Origin of the sequence: Paracoccus aestuarii, from assembly GCF_028553885.1 — a bacterium.
Classification (GTDB): Bacteria; Pseudomonadota; Alphaproteobacteria; order Rhodobacterales; family Rhodobacteraceae; genus Paracoccus; species Paracoccus aestuarii.
On record NZ_CP067169.1, the window covers coordinates 1804881 to 1822741 of the forward strand.

14 protein-coding genes are annotated in these 17861 nt (G+C 68.8%); 8 read left to right on the plus strand and 6 right to left on the minus strand.

What is annotated here, in order from left to right; all coding sequences use genetic code 11:
• Genes JHW48_RS09230 through JHW48_RS09245 form a run of 4 tightly spaced genes read left to right on the plus strand, consistent with a single transcriptional unit; the run spans nt 1 to nt 3538 of the window.
• The gene (locus tag JHW48_RS09230) at nt 1-780 is read left to right on the plus strand and encodes an ABC transporter ATP-binding protein (RefSeq protein ID WP_119886035.1); all 780 of its coding nucleotides are present in this window, start codon (nt 1-3) and stop codon (nt 778-780) included.
• Nucleotides 773-1687 carry an ABC transporter permease gene (locus tag JHW48_RS09235; protein WP_119886047.1) on the plus strand — a complete coding sequence of 305 codons (915 nt, stop codon included), beginning with the start codon at nt 773-775 and terminating at the stop codon, nt 1685-1687. The genes JHW48_RS09230 and JHW48_RS09235 overlap by 8 nt, the downstream gene beginning before the upstream one ends.
• Nucleotides 1684-2517 carry an ABC transporter permease gene (locus JHW48_RS09240; RefSeq protein WP_119886034.1) on the plus strand — a complete coding sequence of 278 codons (834 nt, stop codon included), beginning with the start codon at nt 1684-1686 and terminating at the stop codon, nt 2515-2517. The genes JHW48_RS09235 and JHW48_RS09240 overlap by 4 nt, the downstream gene beginning before the upstream one ends.
• Nucleotides 2518-2554: 37 nt before the next feature.
• On the plus strand, nt 2555-3538 hold the full coding sequence (locus JHW48_RS09245; protein WP_119886033.1) for an ABC transporter substrate-binding protein: 984 nt from the start codon (nt 2555-2557) through the stop codon (nt 3536-3538).
• Nucleotides 3539-3590: 52 nt separating this feature from the next.
• Here JHW48_RS09245 and JHW48_RS09250 read toward each other — a convergent pair whose 3' ends face one another.
• From JHW48_RS09250 to rsmI, 5 genes are all read right to left on the minus strand, one after another.
• The gene (locus JHW48_RS09250) at nt 3591-6722 is read right to left on the minus strand and encodes an efflux RND transporter permease subunit (protein ID WP_119886032.1); all 3132 of its coding nucleotides are present in this window, start codon (nt 6720-6722) and stop codon (nt 3591-3593) included.
• Nucleotides 6719-7891 (minus strand): efflux RND transporter periplasmic adaptor subunit, encoded by a 1173-nt coding sequence (locus tag JHW48_RS09255; RefSeq protein ID WP_119886031.1) that lies wholly within the window; start codon nt 7889-7891, stop codon nt 6719-6721. The genes JHW48_RS09250 and JHW48_RS09255 overlap by 4 nt, the downstream gene beginning before the upstream one ends.
• A 154-nt stretch (nt 7892-8045) precedes the next feature.
• Complete coding sequence (gshB, locus tag JHW48_RS09260) at nt 8046-8993, minus strand: glutathione synthase (protein ID WP_119886030.1); 948 nt, start codon at nt 8991-8993, stop codon at nt 8046-8048.
• A 56-nt stretch (nt 8994-9049) separates the two neighbouring features.
• Nucleotides 9050-9460 carry a YraN family protein gene (locus tag JHW48_RS09265; RefSeq protein WP_240637819.1) on the minus strand — a complete coding sequence of 137 codons (411 nt, stop codon included), beginning with the start codon at nt 9458-9460 and terminating at the stop codon, nt 9050-9052.
• The gene (gene rsmI, locus JHW48_RS09270; protein WP_119886029.1) at nt 9447-10376 is read right to left on the minus strand and encodes a 16S rRNA (cytidine(1402)-2'-O)-methyltransferase; all 930 of its coding nucleotides are present in this window, start codon (nt 10374-10376) and stop codon (nt 9447-9449) included. Before rsmI ends, JHW48_RS09265 begins: the two co-directional genes overlap by 14 nt.
• A 110-nt stretch (nt 10377-10486) precedes the next feature.
• On the opposite strand from rsmI, the gene JHW48_RS09275 reads away from it, so the two are divergent.
• The 3 genes from JHW48_RS09275 to murJ are packed head-to-tail and all read left to right on the plus strand — an operon-like array spanning nt 10487 to nt 16004.
• On the plus strand, nt 10487-11695 hold the full coding sequence (locus JHW48_RS09275) for a penicillin-binding protein activator (RefSeq protein WP_119886028.1): 1209 nt from the start codon (nt 10487-10489) through the stop codon (nt 11693-11695).
• Between the two features lie 17 nt (nt 11696-11712).
• Entirely contained in the window at nt 11713-14475 is a 2763-nt protein-coding gene (locus JHW48_RS09280) for a [protein-PII] uridylyltransferase (protein ID WP_119886027.1), read from the plus strand.
• Nucleotides 14472-16004 (plus strand): murein biosynthesis integral membrane protein MurJ, encoded by a 1533-nt coding sequence (murJ, locus tag JHW48_RS09285; RefSeq protein WP_119886026.1) that lies wholly within the window; start codon nt 14472-14474, stop codon nt 16002-16004. The genes JHW48_RS09280 and murJ overlap by 4 nt, the downstream gene beginning before the upstream one ends.
• Here murJ and JHW48_RS09290 read toward each other — a convergent pair.
• Nucleotides 16001-16702 carry a rhomboid family intramembrane serine protease gene (locus JHW48_RS09290; RefSeq protein WP_119886025.1) on the minus strand — a complete coding sequence of 234 codons (702 nt, stop codon included), beginning with the start codon at nt 16700-16702 and terminating at the stop codon, nt 16001-16003. The genes murJ and JHW48_RS09290 overlap by 4 nt on opposite strands.
• Before the next feature lie 82 nt (nt 16703-16784).
• On the opposite strand from JHW48_RS09290, the gene trpS reads away from it, so the two are divergent.
• Nucleotides 16785-17822 (plus strand): tryptophan--tRNA ligase, encoded by a 1038-nt coding sequence (gene trpS, locus JHW48_RS09295; protein WP_205961897.1) that lies wholly within the window; start codon nt 16785-16787, stop codon nt 17820-17822.
• Nucleotides 17823-17861: the final 39 nt, after the last annotated feature.

Genomic DNA, 17861 nt, shown 5'->3' on the forward strand with positions numbered 1-17861 from the left:
TTGACCGCCCCCGTCATCGAGGCGCGCGGCGTCGGCCTGACCTTTCAGACCGGCGACGGCCCGGTCCATGCGCTGAAGGATGTGGACCTGGCCATCGCGCCCGGCGAATTCGTCAGCTTCATCGGCCCGTCGGGCTGCGGCAAGACGACCTTCCTGCGATCCATCGCCGCGCTGGAACGGCCAACCGCGGGCGATCTGCGGGTGAATGGCATGGACCCGGATGCGGCGCGCCGGGCGCGGGCCTATGGCTATGTCTTCCAAGCGCCGGGGCTCTATCCCTGGCGGACCATCGCGGGCAACATCTCGCTGCCGCTGGAGATCATGGGCTTTTCCCGCGCCGACCGGAAGGAGCGGATCGCCCGCGTGCTGGAGCTGGTCGAGCTGTCGGGTTTCGGCGCCAAGTTCCCGTGGCAGCTGTCGGGCGGAATGCAGCAGCGCGCCAGCATCGCCCGCGCTTTGGCCTTCGATGCCGACATCCTGCTGATGGACGAACCCTTCGGCGCGCTGGACGAGATCGTGCGCGACCGCTTGAACGAGGCGCTGCTGACGCTCTGGGCCAAGACGGGCAAGACCATCGGCTTCGTCACCCATTCGATCCCCGAGGCGGTCTATCTGTCCACCCGGATCGTGGTGATGTCGCCGCGTCCGGGCCGGATCAGCCGGGTGATCGACAGCACCCTGCCCCGCCACCGCCCGCTGGAGATCCGCGACACGCCCGAATTCATCGCCCTGGCCCATGAGGTCCGCGAGGGGCTGCGCGACGGGCATGCCCATGACTGACGCGGTCCTGAACGCCCCCGCCGCGCGCCGCCTGCGCCTGTCCACCGGCGATCTGGTCCCGATCCTGACGGTGCTGCTGGTCATCATGGCGATCTGGTATGTCGCGGCGATCCGCATGAACGCCACCTGGGAACGTGACCAGGCCGCCCGCGCGGGGGTGGAACTGACCCTGCCCGATCTGGTCAGCCGCACCCTGTCCCAGGACAGGCCCATCCTGCCCACGCCCCATCAGGTCGCGCAGGGCCTGTGGGAGGGGGTGACCGGCCAGCCCGTCACCTCGCGCCGCAGCCTGGTCTGGCATGGCTGGGTGACGCTGTCGGCCACCTTGGCGGGCTTTGCGATCGGGACCGGCGCGGGGATCCTGCTGGCCGTGGGCATCGTGCACAGCCGCAGCATGGACCAATCCGTCATGCCTTGGGCCGTGGCCAGCCAGACCGTGCCGATCCTGGCCATCGCGCCGATGGTCATCGTGGTCCTGGCCAGCACCGGCATCACCGGGCTGCTGCCCAAGGCGGTGATCGCGGCCTGGCTGTCCTTCTTTCCGGTGCTGGTTGGCATGGTCAAGGGGCTGCGTACCCCCGACGCGATGCAGCTGGACCAGCTGCGCAGCTGGAGCGCGGGGCGCGCCCAGATCTTCTGGCATCTGCGGCTGCCCTCCTCGCTGCCCTATCTCTTTGCCAGCCTGAAGGTCGCCATCGCCGCCGCCCTGGTCGGCACCATCGTGGCCGAGCTGCCCTCGGGGGCCACGGCGGGTCTGGGGGCAAGGCTGCTCTCGGGCAGCTATTACGGGCAGACGGTGCAGATCTGGTCGGCGCTTTTCGCCGCCGCGATCCTGGCGGGCGTGCTGGTCGCGCTGGTGGGGCTGATCGAACGCGCCACCCTGTCGCGCATGGGGCTGACCCGATGAGCGCGCTTCCCCTGCTGGGCGTGTGGCTGGGCGGATGGGCGCTGAACATCTGGCTGGCGCGGTTCGACACGCGGGCGACGCGGGCGTTGGTGGCGGTGATCTTCGGCGCAACCATCGTCATCCTGTGGGAGATGGCCGTCCGCATCTATGCGATCCCGACCGTCATCCTGCCCGCCCCCAGCCAGATCGCCGACAGCTTCGTGGCGAACCGGTCGATCCTGTGGACGGATTTCGTCCAGACCATCCTGCGCGGCGCGCTGACCGGATGGGTGATCGGCGCCTTGGCCGCGATCCTGACCGCCATTGCCATCGACCGCAGCCCGTTCCTGCAGCGCGGCCTGCTGCCCATCGGCAATTTCGTGGCGGCCCTGCCCATTGTCGGCATCGCCCCGATCCTGGTCATGTGGTTCGGCTTCGACTGGCAGTCCAAGGCCGCCGTGGTCGTGGTCATGGTCTTCTTTCCGATCCTGGTGAACATGGTGGCGGGGCTGAAGGCCACGGACCCGATGCAGCGCGACCTGATGGCCAGCTGGGCCGCCCCCTATGGCGCGTCCCTGTGGAAGCTGCGCCTGCCGGCCGCGATGCCGTTCCTGTTCAACGGGTTGAAGATCACCACCACCTTGGCGCTGATCGGGGCGATCGTTGCCGAATTCTTCGGCAGCCCGACGCGGGGGATGGGGTTTCGCATCTCGACCGCGGTGGGGCGGCTGGACCTGCCGCTGGTCTGGGCGGAAATTGTCGTGGCGGCGCTTGCGGGCACGCTGTTCTATGGGCTTGTCGCGCTGATCGAAAAGAAGGTGACGTTCTGGCACCCGTCGCAGCGCACATGAACGGGGCATCCGCCCCCATCAAGGAGAAGACAGGGAAATGAGACATCTGATGCTTTCCGCCGCGGGCCTGGCCCTGATGGCAGGCGCCGCCAAGGCCGACGACCTGACGCTGCAGCTGAAATGGGTGACCCAGGCCCAGTTCGCGGGCTATTACGTGGCCCAGGACCAAGGCTTCTACGAGGAAGAAGGCGTGAACGTCACCATCCTGCCCGGCGGTCCCGACATCGCACCGACCCAGGTGCTGGCGGGCGGCGGCGCGGATGTGGTCGTGGAATGGATGCCCGCGGCCTTGGCGGCGCGCGAACGCGGCCTGCCCTTGGTCAACATCGCCCAGCCCTTCAAGTCCTCGGGCATGATGCTGACCTGTCTGGCCGAGACGGGGATCACCGACCCGGCCACGGATTTCGCGGGCAAGACCTTGGGCGTCTGGTTCTCGGGGAACGAATATCCCTTCCTGTCCTGGATGAACACGCTCGGCCTCTCGACCGAGGGCGGGCCGGAGGGCGTGACGGTGCTGAAGCAGGGCTTCAACGTCGATCCGCTGCTGCAGAAGCAGGCCGCCTGCATCAGCACCATGACCTATAACGAATACGGCCAGGTGCTGGATGCCGGCCTGACCGAGGATGACCTGATCACCTTCAAATACGAGGATCAGGGCGTGGCCACGCTGGAGGACGGGCTCTATGTCCTGGAATCCACGCTGGAGGACAGCGAGAAGGTGACCAGCCTGGTCCGCTTCGTCCGCGCCAGCATGCGCGGATGGGAATGGGCCGCCGAGAACCCGGAGGAGGCCGCCCGCATCGTCCTGGAGAATGACGAGACCGGCGCCCAGACCCTGGAACACCAGACCCGCATGATGTCCGAGATCGCCCTGCTGCTGGAGGGCTCGGACGGCACGCTGGACGAGGCCGATTACCAGCGCACCGTGGACATCCTGCTGGCCGGCGGATCGGATCCGGTGATCTCGGCCGCGCCCGAGGGGGCATGGGTGTCGACCATCACCGACCGCGCCTTCGACTGAGCATCGCGCGCATGCCCAGGGGCCGCCGGATCGGCGGCCCCTTTTTCGTGCCTTACTCGGCAGGTTGCGGCATGGCGCGGGACTGGCGCTTGCGGTCGCGCCGTTCGGCCCGGCGCAGGCGGCGACGCCCGTCCCAGGCCAGCAGCGTCGGCGTCAGCATCAGCGTCACCGCCGTCGCCACCACCAACCCGCCCGCGATCCCGGTCGACAGCTGGATCCAGAACTGGCCCGAAGGCGCGCCGAAGAACAGGTCCCGCCCGGTGAAGTCGATGGTCATCCCCATCACCATCGGCAGCAGCCCGATCACCGTGGTCGATGCCGTCAGCAGCACCGGCCGCACGCGTTCGGCGGCGGCGCGGCGCGCGGCCTCGTCGGGACCGATGCCCGCATCGCGATGTTCGTTGAAGGCGTCGATCAGCACGATGTTGTTGTTCACCACCACGCCCGCCAAGGCCATGATGCCGATCCCGCTCATCACGATCGAGAAGGCCTCCTGCCGGATCATCAGCCCCAGGAACACCCCGGTGATCGAGAAGATGATCGCCGTCAGCACCAGCCCGGCCTGGAAGAAGCTGTTCATCTGGATCAGCAGGATCGTGAACATCAGGAATATCGCCGCGACGAAGGCGCCCATCAGGAAGGTCATCGCCTCCTCCTGGTCCTCGATCTCGCCGCCGAAATTGACCTCGACCCCGTCGGGCAGATCGGCCTGGGCGATGGCCGCGTCGATGCGGGCCAGTTCGGCCTGCAGCGTGCTGCCCGGCGCGATATCGGCGGTCAGGGTCTGGGTCTCGCGCCCGGCGATGCGGGTGATGGCGGCGGGGGCCGGGGCGGGGACGATCTGCAGCACGTTCGAGATCGGCACCTGCGCCCCCGACGGCCCCGCCACGCGCAGCGCGGCCAGGTTCTCGAAATTGCGCTGGTCGGGGGGATAGCGCAGGGCGATGTCGACCTCGTCATCGGCGAAATCGGGCAGATAGGTGCCCAGGTTCACCCCCGTGGTCAACAGCTGGACGGCCGTGCCGATCGTGTCGATGTCCAGCCCGTAGCGGGCGGATTCCTCGCGATCGACGATCAGCCGGATCTCGGGATTGGGGCGGGGCGTGTCATTGGCGATGTCGACGAAGGTGCCCGCCTCCTCCATCATCCGCTCGATGGTCTGGGATGCCTGCTGCAGCATCTCGCGGTTGGTGGCGGAAACCTCGATCTGGACGGGGCGGGCCGCGCCGGGGCCGGATGCCGCGGCCTCGATCTGGATGCCCAGGCCCGGCACCTCGGCGGTGGCGGCGCGCATGCGGTCGATCACCTCGTCCGAGGCCGCGCGGCCGCGCCAATCGGTGAACTCCACCTGGATCTGGCCGATCACGTCGCTGGACAGGTTGGACCGGACCCGCTGTTCGACCGATCCGATGGTGCGGGAATAAACCCGCTCCACCCCGTCGAAGCCCAGGATCTGGCCTTCGATCAGCCGCACCAGTTGGTCGCTTTCCTCCACCGACATGTTGCCGTTTGCGGTGATCTGGACCTGCGCACGTTCGGCATCAGTCTGGGGGAAGAATTCCACCCCCCGGCCCAGCTGCGCATAGGCATAGAGGATGACCAGCACCCCCAGGATCGCCAAGCCGATGGTCGCGCCGGGCCGCGCGATGGTCCAGCCCGACAGGCGGCCCATCAGCGAATCGGGCTCCTGCCCGATGGGTTCGGGCGCCATGTCCTGCCCGCCGCCCAGCAGCGTCCCCGTCACCGGCACGAAGAGCAGCGCCATCAGCAGCGACATCAGCAGCGTCGCGATCATCGTCGCGGGCAGGTAGAACATGAACTGCCCCGCCAGGCCCGGCCAGAACAGCAGCGGAAAGAACACCGCCAGCGTCGTCGCGGTGGATGAGGTGATCGGCCAGGCCATGCGCTGCGCGGCCATGCGGAAGGCCTCGGTCTTGCTGTGGCCCTTGGCGATCAGCCGCTCGCCCAGCTCGACCACGACGATGGCGCCGTCGACCAGCATCCCCACCACCAGGATCAGCGCGAACAGCACGATGACGTTCAGCGTGAAGCCGAGCGCCCAGATGATCAGGATGCCGCCCAGGAACGACCCGGGAATGGCCACCGCCACCAGCAGCGATGCGCGCACCCCCAGAAACAGCACGGTTACCAGCATGACCAGAACCACCGCCGCGATGACGTTGTTCTGCAGGTCCGACAGCAGGGTCTGCATCTCCTCGGACTGGTCGTTCATGAAGACGACGCTGACCTGTTCGGGCCAGTCCGCGGTGGTCTGGGCCACGACCTGGCGGACGGCGGCGACGGTGTCGATGATGTTCGACCCGGCCGATTTGCGCACGTCGATCGCCAAAGCGGGCTGGCCGTCGATGCGGGCAAAGGTCACCGGGTCCTTGAAGGTCTGGCGCACCTCGGCCACGTCCTGCACGCGCAGCACCGTGGCCCCGTCGACCAGGACGGGGATGGACATGATCTCGTCCATCTGGACCACGGTGCCGGGGATCGACACCCCGAGCCGCCCCGCGCCGGTGTCGAAGGACCCCGCCGCGATCAGCTGGTTGTTGGCGCGCACCGCCTGCGACAGCTGGCCCGGCGATATGCCATAGGTCTCCAGCGCCAAGGGGTCGATCAGGATCTCCAGCTGGTCCTCGCGGTCGCCGGTCAGATCGGCCTGCAGCACACCGCCCACCGTCTCGATCCGGTCGCTGAGCAGGCGGCCGAGGCGGATCAGCTCGCGCTCCGGCACCTGGCCCGACAGCGCGACCGTCAGGATCGGAAAGAGCGACATGTCGATTTCACGCACGAAGGGGCCGTCGGCGCCGGGCGGGATGTCGGGGCCGGCATCGTCCACCGCATCCTTGACCGATTGCAGCGCCGCGTCCTGATCGAAGCCGGGACGGAATTCCAGCGTGACCGAGGCGAAACCCTCCGAGGCCACCGTCTGCATCCGCCGCAGCCCGTCCAGCGAATTGACCTGCCGTTCGATCGGCTCGGCCAGCAGCTTGGCGGCGTCCTCGGTGCTGACGCCGCTATAGGTGACGTTGACGATGAAGATCGGGATATCGACCTCGGGCATCGATTCCTTGGGAATCGAGACATAGGCCATGAAGCCCGACGCGATCAGCGCGATCATGACCAGGATGACTGTCCGGGCGCGCGAAAAGCCCGCGGCAATCATCGCGTTCATGGCCGCGGCGCCTCGGCGGCATTGGCCGCGCCCAGAAGGCCGGTCGCGGCCTCGGGCGATGCCGGGTCGGGCGGCGCCTCGCGGTCGCCCAGCACGTTGCGATAGGCCTCGGGCGTCTCGCTGATGCGGGCCTCTTGGCCGTCCGACAGCGCCCCCTGCGAGATGGTGACCACATGCGCCTCGTCCGGCAGGCCGGTGATCCAGATCGCCTCGGCGCGGGCCTGCACGATCTCGATCGGGGCAAAGCGCAGGGTCCGGCCGTCATCCGCCACGGTAAAGACTCCGATGCGGCCGGTGTCGTCCAGCCGCACCAGTGCGGGCGACAGGCGATGCGCGCGCAGGGGTTGCAGCGGCAGCGAGATCTCGGCGCTGAGGCCTGCGGGGATCTCGTTGCCGGGATTGGGGATCTCCAGCTCGACGCGGAAGGTGCGCGTCTCGGGCGTGGCCACGGGCGAGATGAAGCGCACCGTGCCCTTGGTCTGGCGGCCTCCCTGGAAGGTCACGTCGGCGATCTGGTCCAGCCGGATCGAGGTGATCTCGGACTGGCGGACCTCGACTTCGGCGATCAGGGGGTCGTTGCGCACGATCTGCAGCACCTCGCCGCCGGCATCGACGAAGCTGCCCAGTTCGGCGGTGACGCGGCTGACGGTGCCGGCGATGGGCGCGCGCAGGCGGGTGTTCGACAGTTCCAGCTCGGCGGCGCGCAGCTCGGCCCGGGCGGATTCCAGCTGGGCGAAACGCGACTGCAGCTCGGCCTCGGAGGTGACGCCGCGGCTGCGCAGCTGGCGGGCCGCGTCATAGTCGCGCTCGGCCGAGCTGACCGAAGCCTGGGCGCGGGCCACCCCGGCCTCGCGGTCATCGGCGGAGAGGCGCGCCAGCTCCTCGCCCTCCTCGACCTCGCGGCCTTGGCGGATGACCTCCTCGACGATGCCCGAGGTACGGGCCCGCAGGACCGAGGTCTGATCGGGCACGACATTGCCGAAGAGGACCGTGCGCGGCACGATCTCCTCGGCGGCCGACAGGCTGGCCGCGACATGGGGGACGGGCACGTCGACGGGTTCGGCCTGTTGCGGCGGCTGGCGGTTCAGCATGCCGCCGCCGATCCAGAAGACCAGAAAGCCCAGGATCGCCAGAAAGACCAGCGTCGAGGATGACAGGAAACGCTTCATCACCGCCCTTGCACGAAAAGGGGACCGGCGGACCGGTCCGAAGATAACCCTAGATGGTTCGCCCGGGCCTTCAGGTCAACATGCGCCGCCGCAAGACTGCGTGTGCGCCCATGAACCGTCATCGAACCGCCACGCGCGCGGGCAGTTCCCCCGATCAGCGGGCGGCGACGCGACGTTCGATAGCCTCCCAGATCGCCTCGGCCGCGTTGATGCCGTCGAAGCGTTCCAGTTCCTGGATGCCGGTGGGCGAGGTGACGTTGATCTCGGTCAGCCAGCCGTCGATCACGTCGATGCCGGTGAAGATCAGCCCCTTGTCCCGCAGGACCGGGCCGATGCGGGCGCAGATCTCGCGTTCGCGGTCGGTCAGGCCGACCTGTTCGGCGCGGCCGCCCACATGCATGTTCGACCGGGCCTCGCCCTCCTGCGGGACGCGGTTGATGGCGCCCACGGGTTCGCCATCGACCAGGATGATCCGCTTGTCGCCCTTGACCACGGCGGGCAGGTATTTCTGCGCGATCATCGGCTCGCGGTTGATGCCCGCAAAGGTCTCCAGCAGCGCCGAGAGGTTCGGATCGCCCGGCTTCAGGTGGAACACCCCCGCGCCGCCATTGCCATAGAGGGGCTTCACGATGATCTCGCCATGACGGGCGCGGAAGGCCTTGAAGGCGACCGGGTCGCGCGAGATCATCGTGGGCGGCGTCAGGTCGGGGAAATCCAGCACCATCAGCTTTTCAGGGCAGTTCCTGACCCAGAACGGGTCGTTCACGACCAGCGCGCGGGGATGCACCCGGTCCAGCAGATGGGTCGAGGTGACATAGGCCATGTCGAAGGGCGGATCCTGGCGCAGCCAGATCACGTCGAATTCGGTCAGCTCGACCTCGGCCCAGTCCCCGAAGCGGGCATGGCTGCCCTGCTGGCGGTTCAGGGTGACCGGGCGGCCGCGGGCGATGACCCGGCCTTCGTCATAGCGCAGCTGATCCACGGTATACTGGAACAGGCGATGGCCCCGGGCCTCGGCCTCCAGCCCGATGCGAAAGGTGCTGTCAGCGGTGACCGAGACATCCTCGATCGGGTCCATCTGCAAGGCGACGTAAAGGCTCATCCTGCCCTCCTGGTGGTTGGGCCCGTTGTGGCGCGGGGACCGGGCGGATGCAAGCTTCAGTCTTGGACCAGCGCATTCGCCAGGATCTCGACCCGGCCCAGCCCGTCGACCAGCGCCACGTCGAAGCGCATTGTCGCCCCGTCCAGCCCGTGCCGCCCGCAATAGTCGCAGGCCGAGGCCATGATGCGCCGGATCTGCGCGGGCCGCAGCATCCCGCCGGCGGCGGCATGGGTGGCGGCCGATTTCACCTCGACGAAGACCAGGTCGGGGCCGTCCTGCAGGATCAGGTCGATCTCTCCTGCCTGACCGCGCCAGCGGCTGTCGCGCAGCACCGCGCCCGCGCGCTGGTAATGGCGCAGCACGTTGTCCTCGGCCATCAGGCCGGACAGGGCGGCACGCCGGCCGCGCCCCGCGCGCATCCCGGATGCCCCGGGCCGCGCCCAGGGCTGCAGGTCAGTCGTCGCCATCATCGCCGTCATTCCCGTTCCCCATCTCCAACGCGCGCTGATAAAGCTCGCGCCGCGGCAGTCCCAGTTCCAGCGCCACCTCGCGCGCGGCATCCTTGACCGACATGCGGTCCATCTTGGCGCGCAGCAGGTCGCGCACCCGGTCCGCATCCGGCGCGGCGGGCGTCGGACGGTCGAGGACCATCACCACCTCGCCCTTCAGGGTGGGGATGCGCGGATCGGCGGCCAGTTCGATGGCCGGGCCGCGGATCACCTCCTCGAATTTCTTGGTCAGTTCCCGCGCGACCACCGTAAGTCGATTCGGATCAATCTGGCACAGATCATCCAACGTTCGGTTAACGCGACGCGGGCTTTCGAACAGGATCAGCGTGCTGTCCACCGCCAGCCAGCGCCGCAGCCAGGTCTGGCGTGCCGTCGCGGTGGACGGCGGAAAGCCCAGGAACAGGAACCGGTCGCTCGGCAGGCCCGACAGGCTCAGCGCGGCCAGCGCGGCCGACGGGCCCGGCAGGGCATGGACCCGCGCCCCCGCCTCGGCCGCGTCCAGCGCCAGGCGATAGCCCGGATCGGCGACCAGCGGCGTCCCCGCATCCGAGGCATAGGCGACGCTGGCGCCCTGCGCCAAGGCCGCCAGCAGCGCGGGCCGCGCCCGTTCGCCGTTATGGTCGTGATAGGCCAGCACCCGCCTGCCCCGAAGCGGGATGCCGTGGATCTCCATCAGGTGGCGCAGCACGCGGGTATCCTCGGCCGCCAGCACATCCGCGCCGTTCAGCACGTCCAGCGCGCGCAGCGTGATGTCGCGTGCGGCCCCGATGGGCGTCGCCACCAGATAGAGCCCCCCCTCCAGCCGCGGGGCCTCGATCTGGGCGGCCAGGCGGCGGGGGGCTTCGGCGGGTGCCTTGTCGTTGCGGTCGGTCATCCTGCCTCCGTGGGCCTCCGGTCGGGGCCGGGGCTGATTGCCAATCCTGCGCACAGGTCCTAGGCTGACGCCAGTCTTGCGTGCCATTCCATCCAGCAGGGAAATTTCACATGTCCGCCTTCGCCACAACCCGGCCGGGCCGCGGCCTGGGCCGCGCCCTTCTGAAAGCCGCAGCGGTCGCATCGGCCCTGTTCCTGGCGGCCTGCGACACGACCGAGGCCATCAGCCAGGCCGGCGGGCGCGAATTCGGCCCGCTGATCGACCCGGCCCAGCCCGTGCGCGTGGCCCTGCTGGCGCCCGGCGGCACCGGATCGCAGGATCTGGAATGGCTGGCGCGCAGCCTCAAGAACGCCGCCCGCATGGCCGCGGCCGATGCCCAGGGGGCGGCGATCGACCTGCGCATCTATGACGCGGGCGCATCGACCGAGGCCGCGGTGGCCCAGGCCAATGCCGCGGCCGATGCCGGCGCCCAGATCATCCTGGGGCCGCTTTTCGCCGAGGGCGCCAATGCCGTGGGCAACGCCATGGCCGCGCGCAACATCAACGTGCTGACATTCTCGAACAACACCCAGGTGGCGGGCGGCAACGTCTTCATCCTGGGCAACAGCTTCGCCAACATCGCCGACCGGCTGGTCGGCTATGGCGCCCGTCAGGGCAAGCGCAACCTGCTGGTCGTGGCCGAGGACGACATCGCGGGCCAGCTGGGCGGCCGCGCGATCGAGACCGCCATCGCCCGCAACGGCGCGCGGCTGGCCGGGCGGATCAACCACCCCGTGTCGATCTCGGGGATCGATTCGGTCGTGCCGCGCGTGGCCCAGGCCGCGCAGTCGGGCCGGGTGGACGCGGTCTTCATGACCGCCAACAACCAGGCCGTGCTGCCCTATCTGACCGAACAGCTGGCCCGGGCGGGCGTGCGCAGCCCCGTCACCCAGATGATGGGCCTGACCCGGTGGGACCAGCCCGCCGACCGCCTGCGGATGCCCCAGCTGGCCGAGGGCTGGTTCGCCATCCCCGACCAGACCCTGCAGCGCCAGTTCGAGGCCCGCTATGCCCAATCCCATGGCGAGGCGCCCCATCAGCTGGCCTCGCTGGCCTATGACGGGGTGGCGGCCATCGCCTCGCTGGCGCGCGACGGGCGGCGGAACGCGCTGACCACGACCGGGCTGACGCAGCGATCGGGCTTCGCGGGCGTGGGCGGCATCTTCCGGCTGCAGCGCGACGGCACGATCCAGCGCGGCATGGCCGTGGCCACCATCCGCGACGGCCAGCTGGTCATCCTGGACCCCGCCCAGCGCACCACGCGCGGCTTCGGGTCCTGAGGACGGACCCCGCCCCGATGACGACCGACCCCATCGTCGGCACCCCGCCCGACCCGGACGCCGCCGAGCTGATCGCCCTGCTGGATCACGGCCTGGGCGATCTGACCGACCCGCGCGAGATCCGCGCCCGCACCGTCGCCGTCCTGTCGCTGCGCCGGGCCGAGGGCATGGCCGCGATCGAGGCGGCCTTCGCCACCCATCCCCGCGCCGCGCGCGAGACGGTGCGCGCCATCGCCGCGCTGACCGACCTGCTGGTGATCGGCGTCCATCACGTCGCCACGACCCGCCTGCACCGCCAGCGGTCGCGATCCGACAACGAACGCCTGGCGGTGCTGGCCGTGGGCGGCTATGGCCGGGCCGAGATGGCGCCCGCATCCGACGTGGACCTGCTGTTCCTGACGCCGTGGAAGATCAGCGCATGGGCCGAGAGCGTCGTCGAATCCATGCTCTACATGATGTGGGACATGAAGCTGAAGATCGGCCATTCGATCCGCAGCGTCGACGACTGCCTGCGGCTTGGCGCGGGCGACATCACCATCCGCACATCGCTGGTGGAACACCGTCTTGTCACCGGCCACGCCCCCTTGGCGCAGGAGCTTGGCGACCGGCTCTGGACCGAGCTTTTCGCCGGCACCGTCCCCGAATTCATCGAGGCCAAGCTGGAGGAACGCACCGCCCGCCACCAGCGTCAGGGCGGCCAGCGCTATGTCCTGGAGCCCAATGTCAAGGAGGGCAAGGGGGGCCTGCGCGACCTCCAGACCCTCTACTGGATCGCGAAATACATCCACCGGGTCGATCGGGCGGTCGAACTGGTCGATCTGGGCGTCTTCACCCGCGACGAGCATCTGTCCTTCTGGCAGGCCGAGGATTTCCTCTGGGCGGTGCGCAGCCATCTGCACCTGATCGCGGGGCGGCCGGCGGACGTGCTGTCCTTCGACATGCAGGTCGAGGTGGCGCGGCGCATGGGCTATCACGACACGGCCGCGCGCCGGGCGGTCGAATATTTCATGCAGGACTATTTCCGCCACGCCACCCGCGTGGGCGAACTGACCCGCGTCTTCCTGACGGAGCTGGAGACCCGCCATGTCCGCGCGGCCCCCTTCCTGGGCCGCATCTTCCGCAGGCGCCGCAAGATGCGCCCCGGTTTCGCCGATCAGCAGGGGCGGCTCTCCTATGCCGACGAGGCGCAGTTCCTGGACGATCCGCTGAACATCCTGCGCCTGTTCGAGGAGGCGCTGCGCACCGGCATCCTGATCCACCCCGAGGCGCTGCGGACCGTGGCCGCGAACCTGCATCTGATCGACGAGAAGGTGCAGGCCGACCCCGAGGCGATCCGCATCTTCATGGACCTGCTGCTGCGGCACGGAAATCCCGAACGCGCGCTGCGCCGCATGAACGAACTTGGGGTGCTGGGCGCCTTCATCCCGGAATTCGAGCCGGTCGTGGCGATGATGCAGTTCAACCTCTATCACCACTACACGGTGGACGAACATTCCATCCAATGCGTCGCCGCCTTGGCCGAGATCGAGCGCGGCGAACATCCCGAGGACCTGCCTTTGTCCTCCGAGATCATCGAGGCGGGGGTGAACCGCCGCGTCCTCTATCTGGCGACGCTGCTGCATGACATCGGCAAGGGCCGCCCCGAGGATCACTCGATCCTGGGGGCGCGCATCGCCCGGCGCATCGCCACGCGGATGGGCTTTGGCCAGGACGACGTGGACACGGTCGAATGGCTGGTGCGCCACCATCTGCTGATGTCGGACGTGGCGCAGAAACGCGACATCGCCGATCCCCGCACCCTGCGCGATTTCGCCAAGGCGGTGAAGACCAGGAAGCGGCTGGACATGCTGCTGGTCCTGACCGTCTGCGACATCCGCGGCGTGGGTCCGGGCACCTGGAACAACTGGAAGGCCATGCTGCTGCGCAAGCTGCATCAGGAAACCGCCGCCGCCTTGGAAAACGGTCTGGAGGAACTGAACCGCGACCGCCGCCAGGCCGAGGCCAAGCGGTCCCTGCGCCACATGCTGATCGCCAAGGGATGGGAGGCCCGCCAGATCCGGGCCGAGATCGGGCGCCATTACGACGCCTATTGGCCCGGTCTTCAGACCGCGACCCAGGCCGTCTTCGCCGAGCTGCTGTCCGGCATCGGCCCGGACGAGATCCGCATCGACCTGCGTGCCGATCCCGACCGTGACGCGACCCGCGCGGCCTTTGTGCTGTCGGACCATCCGGGCATCTTCTCGCGCCTGGCGGGCGCGCTGACGCTGACCGGGGCGAATGTGGTCGATGCGCGGACCTACACCACCCGCGACGGCTATGCGACGGCGGTCTTCTGGGTCCAGGACGCCGAGGGCCACCCCTTCGCCGAGGACCGCCTGCCCAAGCTGCGCCAGACCATCCTGCGCACCCTGGGCGGCGAGATCGTCGCCCGCGAGGCCTTCGCCAGCCGCGACAAGCCCAAAAAGCGCAACCGGGAATTCAAGTTCCCGACCCATATCACCTTCGACAATGAAGGCAGCGATATCTACACCATCATCGAAGTCGATACCCGCGACCGCCCAGGCCTGCTCTATGACCTGACGCGGACGCTGGCATCGAACCATATCCAGATCGTCAGCGCCGTCATCGCGACCTATGGCGCACAGGTGGTCGACAGCTTCTATGTCAAGGACATGTTCGGGCTGAAGCTGCACAGCCATGCCAAGCGCGACGGGCTGGAAAAGAAACTGCGCGCGGCCATCGCCGATGGCGTCAAACGGGCCGAGGCTGAACAGGCATGAAAAAGACCGGACTGGTGCGCGGCTTCCTGTCGGTGGGGCTGTGGACGCTGATCTCGCGCGTGTCGGGATTCCTGCGCGACATCCTGATGGCCGCATGGCTGGGCACGGGCGCCGTGGCCGAGGCCTTCCTGATCGCGCTGTCCCTGCCCAACATGTTCCGCCGCTTCTTTGCGGAAGGCGCATTCAACACCGCCTTCATTCCGATGTTTTCCAAGAAGCTGCAGGACCCGGAGGATGCCCGCCGCTTTGCCCGCGAGGCGTTCTCGGGGCTGTTCCTGACGGTGCTGGCCTTGTCGGCGGTGGCGATGATCTTCATGCCGGGGCTGGTCTGGCTGATGGCCTCGGGCTTTGCGGGGGATGAACGCTTCGATCTGGCGGTGGAATACGGGCGGATCACGTTTCCCTATATCCTGCTGATCTCGATGGCCTCGATGATCTCCGGGGTGCTGAACGCGAATGGGCGGTTCACGGCGGCGGCGGCAGCACCGGTGCTGCTGAACCTGCTGTTCATCGTGGCGATGTATCTGGGCCGGTGGCAGGGCTGGGATCTGGGCCTGACCCTGGCCTGGGCCACGCCGGTCACCGGCATCGCCCAGCTGGCGCTGGTCTGGTGGGATGCGCGGCGGACGGGATACACCTTCTGGCCGGGCCGCCCCCGGCTGACGCCGGACATGCGCCGGCTGATCGCGGTGGCCCTGCCTGCGGCCTTCGCGGGCGGCGTGGTGCAGATCAACCTGCTGGTCGGCCGCCAGGTCGGATCGCGGTTCGAGGGCGCGATCGCGTGGCTGTCCTATTCCGACCGTCTGTATCAGCTGCCCTTGGGCGTGGTCGGCGCGGCGGTGGCGGTGGTGCTGCTGCCGGAACTGGCCCGCCGCATCCGGGCCGAGGATCACGCAGGCGGCCAGCAGGCCTTTTCGCGGGCCACCGAATTCGGGCTGTTTTTGACCCTGCCATCGGCCTTCGCCATCGCGGTGATCGCCGAACCCATGGTCCGCACCCTGTTCGAACGCGGCGCCTTCACCGCCTTCGACACGCAGCAGACGGCGGCGGCGCTGGTCGTCTATGCCTTGGGCCTGCCGGCCTTCGTGCTGCAGAAGATCCTCCAGCCCCTCTATTTCGCGCGCGAGGATACCAAAACGCCCTTCCGTTTCGCGGTGATCGCGATGGTGGTGAACGCGGTCGCGGCCTTCGGGCTGATGCCTTTCATGGGCTTTCTGGCGGCGGCCTTGGGCACGACCATCGCGGCCTGGATCATGGTGGCCCAGCTGTGGTGGGGGACGCGCGCCATGGGCCAAGCGGCGCGGGCCGATGCGCGGCTGCGCCGGGCGGTGCCGCGGCTGGTCGCGGCATCGGCGCTGATGGCTGCGGGGCTGTGGGTCACGCGCGGCTGGCTGGACGCCGCGGGCCTGGATCGCGGGCTGGGGCTGGCGATCCTGGTCTTCGGGGGGGCGGCGCTTTACTTTGCGCTGGCCTTCGTGATCGGCGGCTATCGCCCGTCCGAGCTGCGCGCCGCGATCCGGCGGGGCTAGCGCCGCCGGATCTGGGCCAGGGCGCGGCCCAGCCCCCCGTCCACCAGCAGGAAGGACAGCCCGAACCCCCAGGCAAAGCCCGCGATCTCGGCGATCCAGCCGGGGCCGGACCCGCCATGGGCCAGCCCGAAGATCAGCTGGAAGGACAGCAGCACCCCGATCAGCACGAAGGCCCGGAAGCGGTTGGCGTTCTGCGCCGCCAGCCGTGTCCAGAGCAGGAAGGTGAAGGCCCCGACCAGCCCATAGACCGCCGGATAGCCCCCCACCAGCAGCGCGGGCCGCATCCCCGCCGCCGCCAGCACCGCCGCATAGACGACCGCCCCGCCGATGGCCGATCCCAGAAACAGCGCCACCACGGCCCAGGGACGGAAATTTTGGGCGATCATGTTGCCCAAGGCCAGGGTGAAGACCAGAACGAACAGCGCATGGGTCAGCGAGGCATGCACAAAGCTGAAGCTGACCGCGCGATAGGCCTGGTCCAGGTCCAGCGCGCCCAGGGTCCAGACCCTCTGGGCCAGTTCGGGCGGAAAGGCCGCCAGCCGGATGGCCGACAGGCGCAGGCCCACGCCCTCGGCCCCGCCGATCAGGCCGGCCCGGCCCAAGGCAAAGGCGGCCTCGGTGACGATGATGGGCAGGGCCAGCAGCCACAGGACCGGGGGTAGCGGGTTCAGCGGGGATTGGGTCAGTCCGGGGCGCATGGGGGTCCTCGACGGCACGGGTTGCAAGGGTGATGGGCAACCGCTAAGCCACGGGCCAGGAAATTCCAAGGCAGGCCGTCCCATGTCCGACCCGATCACCGCTTCGTTCCGCCCGCGCATCTTCTCGGGGATCCAGCCGTCGGGCGGGCTGACGCTCGGCAATTACCTGGGCGCGCTGAAGCGGTTCGCGGCGCTGCAGGGCGGGGAGGCCGAGACGGTCTATTGCATCGTCGACCTGCATGCGATCACCGTCTGGCAGGACCCCGAGGGCCTGCGCCAGCGCATCCGCGAGGCGGCGGCGGCCTTCATGGCGGCGGGGGTGGACCCGGAGCAATCGGTGCTGTTCAACCAGTCCCAAGTCAGCGCCCATGCGGAAATGGCGTGGCTGTTCAACACGGTGGCCCGCGTCGGCTGGATGTACCGGATGACCCAGTTCAAGGACAAGGCCGGCAAGAACGCCGAAAATGTCAGCTTGGGCCTTTTGGCCTATCCGGCGCTGATGGCGGCCGACATCCTGACCTATCAGGCGACCGCGGTGCCCGTCGGCGAGGATCAGAAGCAGCATCTGGAACTGACCCGCGACATCGCGGCCAAGTTCAACCATGATTACGGCGTCAATCACTTCCCGATCACCGAACCGCTGATCGAGGGCGTGGCCACCCGCGTCATGTCCCTGCGCGACGGCTCCAAGAAAATGTCGAAATCCGACCCCTCGGATGCCAGCCGCATCAACCTGACCGACGATGCCGACACCATCGCCCAGAAGATCCGCAAGGCGCGGACCGATGCCGATCCCCTGCCCGGCCAGGTGGACGGCCTGAAGGACCGCCCCGAGGCCCGCAACCTGGTCAACATCTTCGCCGCCCTGACGGACGAGACCCCCGACGCGGTGCTGGCGCGGTTCGAGGGTCAGGGCTTCGGCGCCTTCAAGCCCGCCCTGGCCGAGGTCGCGGTCGAGGCCATGGCCCCGATCACCCGGCGGATGACGGAATACCTGGCCGATCCGGCCCAGATCGACGCGATCCTGGCCCGGGGCGCGGATCGCGCCGATGCCATCGCGACGCCGATCCTGGACCGCACCAAGGACATCATGGGCCTGCTGCGCCGCCCGCGCGGCTGACGGGCGGGGGTTGCGGCCGCCCCCGGTGCCGCGTATCAG

What these genes read in the sequence shown, in the direction of transcription:
- JHW48_RS09235 (WP_119886047.1), top strand. Translation starts at nt 773, where the DNA reads ATGACTGACGCGGTCCTGAACGCCCCCGCCGCGCGCCGCCTGCGCCTG.
- JHW48_RS09240 (WP_119886034.1), top strand. Translation starts at nt 1,684, where the DNA reads ATGAGCGCGCTTCCCCTGCTGGGCGTGTGGCTGGGCGGATGGGCGCTG.
- JHW48_RS09245 (WP_119886033.1), top strand. Translation starts at nt 2,555, where the DNA reads ATGAGACATCTGATGCTTTCCGCCGCGGGCCTGGCCCTGATGGCAGGC.
- JHW48_RS09250 (WP_119886032.1), bottom strand. Translation starts at nt 6,722, where the DNA reads ATGAACGCGATGATTGCCGCGGGCTTTTCGCGCGCCCGGACAGTCATC.
- JHW48_RS09255 (WP_119886031.1), bottom strand. Translation starts at nt 7,891, where the DNA reads ATGAAGCGTTTCCTGTCATCCTCGACGCTGGTCTTTCTGGCGATCCTG.
- gshB (WP_119886030.1), bottom strand. Translation starts at nt 8,993, where the DNA reads ATGAGCCTTTACGTCGCCTTGCAGATGGACCCGATCGAGGATGTCTCG.
- JHW48_RS09265 (WP_240637819.1), bottom strand. Translation starts at nt 9,460, where the DNA reads ATGGCGACGACTGACCTGCAGCCCTGGGCGCGGCCCGGGGCATCCGGG.
- rsmI (WP_119886029.1), bottom strand. Translation starts at nt 10,376, where the DNA reads ATGACCGACCGCAACGACAAGGCACCCGCCGAAGCCCCCCGCCGCCTG.
- JHW48_RS09275 (WP_119886028.1), top strand. Translation starts at nt 10,487, where the DNA reads ATGTCCGCCTTCGCCACAACCCGGCCGGGCCGCGGCCTGGGCCGCGCC.
- JHW48_RS09280 (WP_119886027.1), top strand. Translation starts at nt 11,713, where the DNA reads ATGACGACCGACCCCATCGTCGGCACCCCGCCCGACCCGGACGCCGCC.
- murJ (WP_119886026.1), top strand. Translation starts at nt 14,472, where the DNA reads ATGAAAAAGACCGGACTGGTGCGCGGCTTCCTGTCGGTGGGGCTGTGG.
- JHW48_RS09290 (WP_119886025.1), bottom strand. Translation starts at nt 16,702, where the DNA reads ATGCGCCCCGGACTGACCCAATCCCCGCTGAACCCGCTACCCCCGGTC.
- trpS (WP_205961897.1), top strand. Translation starts at nt 16,785, where the DNA reads ATGTCCGACCCGATCACCGCTTCGTTCCGCCCGCGCATCTTCTCGGGG.